Genomic DNA, 294 nt, shown 5'->3' with positions numbered 1-294 from the left:
CTCCTTACCTTAAAGAACCTGCCTTTGTAGTGCTCACACAGATTGTCTGATGAAAGTAAAGAAGCAAGGCGTCTTGCGATTGAGACTTCAGTGTCCCCTTCGTCTAGAGGCCCAGGACACCGCCCTTTCACGGCGGTAACAGGGGTTCGAATCCCCTAGGGGACGCCACTTGCTGGTTCGTGAGTGAAAGACGCGTGCCGATATATCTCAAAACTCATCTTCGGGTGACGTTTGAGATATTTGCTCTTTAAAAATCTGGATCAAGCTGAAAATTGAAACGACACACTGTTTAAG

The 294-nt window shown here is 47.6% G+C and carries 1 tRNA gene; it reads left to right on the top strand.

The features are described 5' to 3' along the window. Window positions 1-92: 92 nt before the first annotated feature. Window positions 93-168: transfer RNA gene (locus CWM61_RS28680), tRNA-Glu, on the top strand. The last annotated feature ends 126 nt before the right edge of the window (window positions 169-294 follow it).

The sequence above is a fragment of the Klebsiella sp. K-Nf6 genome, from assembly GCF_002806655.1.
GTDB classification, from domain to species: domain Bacteria; phylum Pseudomonadota; class Gammaproteobacteria; order Enterobacterales; family Enterobacteriaceae; genus Klebsiella; species Klebsiella variicola.
Note: the sequence above shows the minus strand (reverse complement) of the source record. Positions and strands in the feature narration are given on the sequence as shown.